Source organism: uncultured Aquincola sp. (assembly GCF_964001545.1).
Classification (GTDB): Bacteria; Pseudomonadota; Gammaproteobacteria; order Burkholderiales; family Burkholderiaceae_C; genus Aquincola.
In genome coordinates this window covers 1-7,065 of record NZ_CAXFDV010000373.1, presented here as the reverse complement: position 1 = coordinate 7,065, position 7,065 = coordinate 1, and the positions used below count along the sequence as shown (strand labels likewise).

Here is a 7,065-nt window from a genome sequence, read left to right as displayed (position 1 = left end):
TCGGTGGAGGTCTGCGAGGCCTGGAACACCACCGTCGTGCGCAGGCCCATCAGCGCCAGCGACAGGGCCTGCGTGCGCTGCAGCGTGGGCGAGGTGGTCAGGAAGCCGGGGATGACCACCGTGTTGGGATTGATGCCGTTGGCCGCCAGGAAGGCCCGCACCTGGGCATCGCGCTGCACCGGATCCGGGAACTGCGACGCCATCTGGGTGAAGAGCAGGTCGTACACCGATCCCCGGGTGGAGCCCGGCGTGTTGGTGTTCGTGGAAGCATCGGTGCTGTCGGTGAAGGTCCACACCGTGCGCGGCGTGCGGAAGCTGAAATTCACCGCATGCGACGTGCCGAAGTAGCGCTTCTCCACCCGGGCCGTGAGGCTGGTGCGCTCGCTGGGCACCCAGGCCAGCTCGGCGCCGCTGATGGTGGAGCTTTCCATGTCGGCGCTGCGCAGGTCGTTGCGCTCGGTGCCGGCGATGGCGGTGCCCGTCAGCGAAGAGGTGAGCGGAAAGCTCAGCGTGCCGCGCAGCACGTCGTTCTGGCTGGTGCTGCCCTGCTCGTAGTCCACCTGCTGCGAACTGCCTTCCACGGACCAGGCGGCGCTGCGGCGCGACTCGCCGCCCCGCACCAGCAGGCGTGCGCCGGTGGTGGTGTAGTTGCCGGCCCCGAAGTTGGAGGTGCTGGTGGTGTCGCGGTTGAGCCGCAGCTCGTACTGCGCCAGCGAGCCGAGCGGGCCCTTCAGGTACGGCGAGATGGACAGCGTGCGGTTCTCGGTGCGGTTGCGGTTGGCCAGCGCGTTGTCGGTGGAGGTGGTGCCGAAGGCCGAGATCTGCTGCTGCGTGACGGCCGCGCGCAGGTCGACGAACAGGCGGTCTTCCAGCAGCTCGGCCGTGCCGTTGCCGTACAGCGTGTGCTGGATGTCGTTGTCGTCCGAATGCCGGGCGTAGGCCAGGCCGGTGGCCGTGTAGTCCACCGAGCCACGCAGCCGCCGACCGTTGGCCAGTGCCCGAAAACCCAGCGTGGCCTCGGTGACCAGATCGCTTTGCGCGTCGGTCGTCAGCCGGTAGTTGTCGGTCCAGGTTTCACGCAGGCCCACCGTGGGCGTGAAGACGAAGGCACGACCGCCCGCCCCCGCCGCGCCGGCGTCACCACCGGCCGCCGGCACCTGCGCCTGGCCGCCGACAGGCGCCCAGCACGCGGCCACCGCCGTCAGGGCCAGGGCGCAGCGGATGACGCGTTTGTTCGATCGCCGCGCTTTCACGCCGCCGCCCCGGACGGCTTTTGCGGTGCCGACACCGAGGCGTCGACCCGGTCCTGCTCGCCATAACCGTAGCCATAGCCATAACCGTAGCCATAACCGTAGCCGTAGCCGGCGGCATAGCCGTCGGTGGAAGCGGTGCGGGCCTGGTTGAGCACCAGCATGCGCACGGGGCAGTTGTCGATGGTGGACAGCGCATGCTGCACGTCGGACTGCTTGGTCTTGTCGGCGTGCACCACCACCACCACCTGGCCCATGTTGGTGGCCAGCACGCGCGATTCGGTGGTCAGCAGCAGCGGCGGCGAATCGAAGATGACGATGCGGTCGGGGTAGCGGGTGGCGATGTCGTCCAGCAGCTGGCGCATCGCATCGCTGGCCAGCAGCTCGGTGGCACGCGGGTGCGGGTCGCCGCTGGGCAGCACGGTGAGCTTCTCGACGTTGGTGCGCAGCAGCACATCGCGCATGTCGGCCGAGCCGTTGAGCACGTCCAGCAGGCCCGGGCCCTGCGGCACGCCGAGCATGCGCGGCAGCGAAGGCCGCGCCACGTCGGCGTCCACCAGCATCACGGTGTGGTCCATCTCGTTGGCGATGCTCATCGCCAGGTTGACGGAGGTGAAGCTCTTGCCTTCGCCCGCCAGCGCGCTGGTGACCATGATCAGGTTGCCGTGCGTGATGGTGGACACGCCCTTGCCCATGGCGTTGCGGATCAGCGGCCGCTTGATCACCCGGTACTGGTCGGCCACGGTGGAGCGCGGCGACTGCGGCGTGACCACGCCCAGCGCCTGCAGCGCGTCCAGGTCGAGGTTGATCTTGCGCGACAGGAACTGCGGCTCGGCAGGCGCCGGCGCCGCGACGGTGGCGGGCTGCGGGGCCGGCACCGGCGGCACGGCCGCCCCGGCGGCGGGCGCCGGTTGCGAAGCCGGCAGTTGCGGGATTTCGACGCCGGCTTGGCGGAGCTGGGCCAGGCGCTGGGCCGCTTGTTCGATCAGGCTGCCGTTCATGTTATCGGCCCGCCAGCATCGTCATGGCGATCATGCCGCCGATGAACATCAGGACCAGGCTCGCGCTGGCGGCCGAGAAGCGCAGCAGGTCGGCGCGCTCGCGGCGCCGATCGGCCTCGGTCTGGATCAGCGACACCACGCCCAGGAAGGGCAGCTCGATCTTGGCCCGCACTTCGGCCGCCCGGTGGAACACCGGCCGCAGCTGGCTGGCGGCAAAGGCGGTGAACAGGCCGGCCAGGATGGCGGCGACCAGCGCGGCCGGCAGCAGCAGCAGGCGGTTCGGCGACACCGGCTTGGGCGAGACGCGCGGCGGCTCGACCAGGCGGAAGTCCGCCATGCCCGAGGCCACGTCCAGGTCGCCCGACATGGTGGCGGCTTCTCGCCGGGCCACCAGGTCTTCGTAGTTCTTCTTGTGGATGGCGTAGTCGCGGTTGAGCTGGGCCGCTTCGGCCTCGATCTTGGGCGACATGCGGATTTTGGAATGGGCGTCGTTGTAGCGCGCCTCGTACTCGCCCACGCGGGCGCGCAGGGCGGCGATCTGCACCTCGGAGGTGGCGAGCACACGGCTCATCTCCAGCGTGGTGGGCGAAGCGCCGGTGCTGTTGCCCGACAGGCTGGGCACGCCGGCGGCGCGCTTGCGGGCCTTGGACACTTCCACCACCTTCTGCGCCTCCAGGTCCTTGAGCAGGCGCCGGGTGCTGATCACCTCGGGGTGCTGCTCGGTGAAGCGTTGCAGCAGCGCATCCAGATTCTTGCGTTGCGACTCGATGCGCGCGTCGATCTCGGGCGTGGACACCGACACCGCCGATTCGTCCAGCAGGCTTTGCGCGGTGGCAGCGCCGGTCACGCCCTGGCCGCTGGCCTCGGCCGCCAGCGCCGCCTTGGCCGCGGTGCGGGCGTTTTCGGCCTCGCGCAGTTCCAGGCGCGCGGCGTCCAGCTGCGCGCTCAACTCGCCCAGCCGGGACGCGGTGTCCTTGCCATCGGCGAACTGCATGTCGATGTTCTTCAACCGGAACTCCTTGAGGCGCGCCTCGGCCTCTTCCAGCTTCTGCTGGTAGCTCTTGATCTGCTCGTTGATGAACACCTTGGCGCTGTCGGTGTCCTTGCGGCTGGCGCCCATGCTGGACTCCACGAAGATGGAAACCAGCGACTGCACCGCACGCTTGGCGCGTTCGGCGTCGGAATCGCGGAACGACAGCATGTACAGGTTGTCGCGGTCGGCGCTCTTGATCTGCAGCGTCTTCATCAGGTGGTCGACCAGCGCGTCCTGTTCCAGCCGGGTGCCGTTGTCCAGGTCGAGGTCGGCCATGCGCACCAGCTTCTCGACGTTGGGCCGCGTGATCAGCGTGCGGCTGAGCATGGTGACCTGCTGGTTCACGTCGGGCTGCACCGCCAGGCCGGACATCAGCGGCTTGAGGATCGACTGCGTGTCCACGAAGATGCGGGCGCTGGCCTCGTACTGATCGGGAATGCGCAGCACGACGATCACGCCCGCCACCGCCACGATCCACGCCACCAGCACCCCTTGCCAGCGGTACTTGTACATACCGCGGGTGATGTTGGCGATCTGCTCAATCAGTTCATGCATCGCGAATTCCTAGTGCCGCCCGCAGAGAAGATCAGAAAAAGCTCTGCGGAATGATCAGGATGTCGCCCGGCTTCATTTCCACGTTGGCAGAAATGTCGCCGTCCTTGATCAGGTCCTTCAGGCGCACCGCATATTGCTTGTTGCCCTCGGAGCCGCGCAGGATGGTGGCGCGGTTGCCGGCGGCGAAGTCGGTCAGGCCGCCCACGGCGATCATCACGTCCAGCAGCGTCATCTTCTGCTTGTAGGGCAGGAACTGCGGCCGCGCCGCCTCGCCCACCACGCGCACCTGCTCGCTGTACGGGCCCACGAAGCCGGTGACCACCACGGTGACGACCGGGTCGCGGATGTATTTTTCGAGCTGCTTCTCGATGTCGCGGGCCAGCTGCACCGAGGTCTTGCCCTGGGCCACCAGCTCGTCGACCAGCGGCGCGGAGATCTTGCCGTCGGGCCGCACCGGCACGCTCATCGACAGCTCGGGGTTGCGCGACACGATGATGTTGAGCGTGTCACCCGCCCCGATGAGGTAGGCGTACTCGCTGGTGCCGGCCTCGATGGGTGCGGCCGGGAGCTTGGACGACAGGCCCGCACATCCCGCCAGCAGCATGGAAGCCAGCGCGAGTACCGATGAAAGCCGCCGGGCAAGCCCTTGGGAGAAGAAGGAAGTTCGCAACGCAGAGCCCCTTGTGTGTGCTGTCTTGTGATGGCGCCGGGGCTTGAGCCCGGGCGCGCGGCAGGCATCGAGCGCCTGGCGCGACCTCGAACGGCGCGGTGTGGGACCGGCATCCTAGGCTTCACACAATTTACTACAAGGCCATGAATGCAAGTCCGGCGAACTGGGGCCGTAACACCGTGCCTTCAGGGGCTGCGCAGTAGTGCGCAGGAGGGTGTGGCGCGCATCCCTCCCAAGGGTGTAATCCACTCAGTCAGGGGTGGCCGTGGCGGCAGAACTTGGCACGAAAGCAACGTCCCGGCAACGGCGCAGGTCTTCGAGCCAGCCCTCGTAGGCCGCGGCGCGCGCCGACTCGGGCTGCCGCAGCAGGGCCGACGGATGCAGGGTGACGAACACCGGCCGCCCGTCGGCACGTTCATGCAGCCAACGCCCGCGCTCGCGGCCGATGGTCACTTCGCGGCCCAGCAACGCCCGGGCGGCGGTGGCGCCCAGCGCGACCAGCGCCTGCGGCTGCACCAGGTCGATTTCATGTGCCAGCCACTGGCCGCAGGCCTGCGCCTCGCGCTGGCCGGCCGTCTTGTGCAGGCGGCGCTTGCCGCGCAGCTCGTACTTGAAGTGCTTGACCGCATTGGCCAGGTACACCTGATGGCGCGGCCAGCCCAGCTCACGCAGCGCGCCATCCAGCAACTGGCCGGCGGGGCCGACGAAAGGTCGGCCGGCCAGATCTTCCTGGTCGCCCGGCTGCTCGCCCACCAGCATGTGCTGCGCGCCCACCGGCCCTTCGCCGCACACCGCCTGCGTGGCCAGCGCGCCGATGGGGCAGGCGGTGCAGGCATTGGTGGCGGCCTTCAAGGCTTCCAGCGTGCGCGGCGCCTCGCCGGGCTGGGGCGCTTCAACGCGCTGGATGCGCAAGGTGCGGGTGCTGCGCGCGGGCGTGGCGGGCGCTTCGATCATCGCTTCGCTGCGGGCGGCGGCGCTGGCCGCCAGCGGCGCGATCAAGGCCGCTTCCGGCAGGTTGTGCCAGTAGCGGCGCGGCATCTCGCGCACCATCATGGCCAGCTTCAGCCGCGCCGGATTGAAGATGTGCTGGTAGTAGGTCAGCCACAGCTGCTCGCCGGCGTCGGCCGGCGGTGCGCTGGCGCGGTCGGCGCCGGGCTGGAAGTGCAGCTGCTCGCCGTCCCATTCCACGCAGCGCTCGGGCGTGAGGATGGCCCAGCGCATCTGCGCGAAGCGGCGCATGAAAAACGGCGCATTGGCCTCGACGATGTGGTGGTCGGGCTCGAACCAGGCCACGTGGCGGTCGTCGCCCACCGGCCGGAAGCGCACGAAGGCGCGCATCTTGTGGATGTCGCGGCGCACGGCGGCGGCCAGTTCGGCGGCTTTCAGCCGGTCGGCATCCAGCGGGTCGTGGCGCAGCGCCGGCTCATGCACCAGGCGCCACAGCAGCCGGTACATCAGCGCGAAGCGGCCGGGCTCGCGGTGCAGCAGCACCTGGTTGCACAGCTCGACGAAGGCCGCAGGCACACGGACAGCCGGCGCATCGGGCCCAGAAGCGGGCGCCGCTGGTGCATCGGGCGGGGCGCTGGCCGTCACGGCCGCCGGCTCCGCCGGCTCGTCCCACAGGCTGGCGGTGTCGCCCGGGGCGCGCGCCGACGTCTGGCCGGCCACCCATGCCACCTGCTGCGGCGGCACCTGCTGCGCCAGCAGCTGCCGTGCTTCGCGACGGAAGCCCGCCACGTCGGCGGGGCCGGCCAGCACGATGCGGTGGTCCAGGGCCATGCCGCAGGCTCAGGCGAACAGCGACGCCTGCACCGGCAGGGCCCGCGGCGCCGGTGCGACGGTGGGCCCAGGCGTGTGCACCATGGGGTCGCCGCTGGGACGGTGGCCGTCCACCAGCACGAAGGGCAGCACCTTCTTCAGCGGCACATGCAGCCGCGGCAGGTCGTCGGCGCGCAGGCGCCGCACGCGGCGCGACTGCAGCAGCCGGTCGATGGCCTTGACGCCCAGCCCCGGCACCCGCAGCAGCAGCTCGCGCGGGGCGGCGTTGAGGTCGACCGGAAACTGCTCGCGGTGGGCCAGCGCCCAGGCCAGCTTGGGGTCGACGTCCAGCCGCAGCAGGCCCTGGCCGCGCGGCACGATCTCGTCGTGCGCAAAACCATAAAAGCGCATCAGCCAGTCGGCCTGGTACAGCCGGTGCTCACGCATCAGCGGCGGCGCCTGCAGCGGCAGCCCGCGCGAGGCATCGGGGATCGGGCTGAAGGCCGAGTAGTACACCCGCCGCAGCCGGTAGCTGCCATAGAGCTGGGCGCTGGTGGCCAGGATGTGCTGGTCGTCGGTGGCGTCGGCGCCGACGATCATCTGCGTGCTTTGCCCCGCGGGCGCAAAGCGCGGCGCCTTGGCCGGCCGCGGCCGCGCGCCGGGCAGCACCCGGATGGGCACCGGCTTGGCCGCTTCCTTGCCGTCGTCGATGTGCAGCCGCAGTCGCGCCATCGAGCGCTTGATGGCCAGGTCGTCCTTCTCGGGCGCCAGCGCCTTCAGCCCTTCGGTGGTGGGCAT

At 69.9% G+C, this 7,065-nt stretch carries 5 protein-coding genes and 1 pseudogene; all 6 read right to left on the bottom strand.

Going from position 1 to position 7,065, the window contains the following annotated elements; translation table 11 throughout:
• A partial coding sequence (locus ABNT58_RS12885) for a TIGR03016 family PEP-CTERM system-associated outer membrane protein (protein WP_348753875.1) occupies positions 1 to 1,253 on the bottom strand: 1,253 nt, incomplete at its 3' end.
• Positions 1,250 to 2,251, bottom strand: a complete 1,002-nt coding sequence (locus ABNT58_RS12880) for an XrtA-associated tyrosine autokinase (RefSeq protein ID WP_348753874.1) — start codon at positions 2,249 to 2,251, stop codon at positions 1,250 to 1,252. The genes ABNT58_RS12880 and ABNT58_RS12885, both read right to left, overlap by 4 nt.
• 1 nt (position 2,252) lies before the next feature.
• Positions 2,253 to 3,839, bottom strand: a complete 1,587-nt coding sequence (locus tag ABNT58_RS12875) for an XrtA system polysaccharide chain length determinant (protein WP_348753873.1) — start codon at positions 3,837 to 3,839, stop codon at positions 2,253 to 2,255.
• Positions 3,840 to 3,870: 31 nt separating this feature from the next.
• Positions 3,871 to 4,443, bottom strand: a complete 573-nt coding sequence (locus ABNT58_RS12870) for an XrtA/PEP-CTERM system exopolysaccharide export protein (RefSeq protein WP_348753872.1) — start codon at positions 4,441 to 4,443, stop codon at positions 3,871 to 3,873.
• A gap of 315 nt (positions 4,444 to 4,758) precedes the next feature.
• Positions 4,759 to 6,288 (bottom strand): UdgX family uracil-DNA binding protein, encoded by a 1,530-nt coding sequence (locus tag ABNT58_RS12865; RefSeq protein WP_348753871.1) that lies wholly within the window; start codon positions 6,286 to 6,288, stop codon positions 4,759 to 4,761.
• A gap of 9 nt (positions 6,289 to 6,297) precedes the next feature.
• Positions 6,298 to 7,065: pseudogene (locus ABNT58_RS12860) on the bottom strand (biotin synthase); the annotation flags it as partial.

What these genes read in the sequence shown, in the direction of transcription:
- ABNT58_RS12880 (WP_348753874.1), bottom strand. Translation starts at nt 2,251, where the DNA reads ATGAACGGCAGCCTGATCGAACAAGCGGCCCAGCGCCTGGCCCAGCTC.
- ABNT58_RS12865 (WP_348753871.1), bottom strand. Translation starts at nt 6,288, where the DNA reads ATGGCCCTGGACCACCGCATCGTGCTGGCCGGCCCCGCCGACGTGGCG.
- ABNT58_RS12870 (WP_348753872.1), bottom strand. Translation starts at nt 4,443, where the DNA reads ATGCTGCTGGCGGGATGTGCGGGCCTGTCGTCCAAGCTCCCGGCCGCA.
- ABNT58_RS12875 (WP_348753873.1), bottom strand. Translation starts at nt 3,839, where the DNA reads ATGCATGAACTGATTGAGCAGATCGCCAACATCACCCGCGGTATGTAC.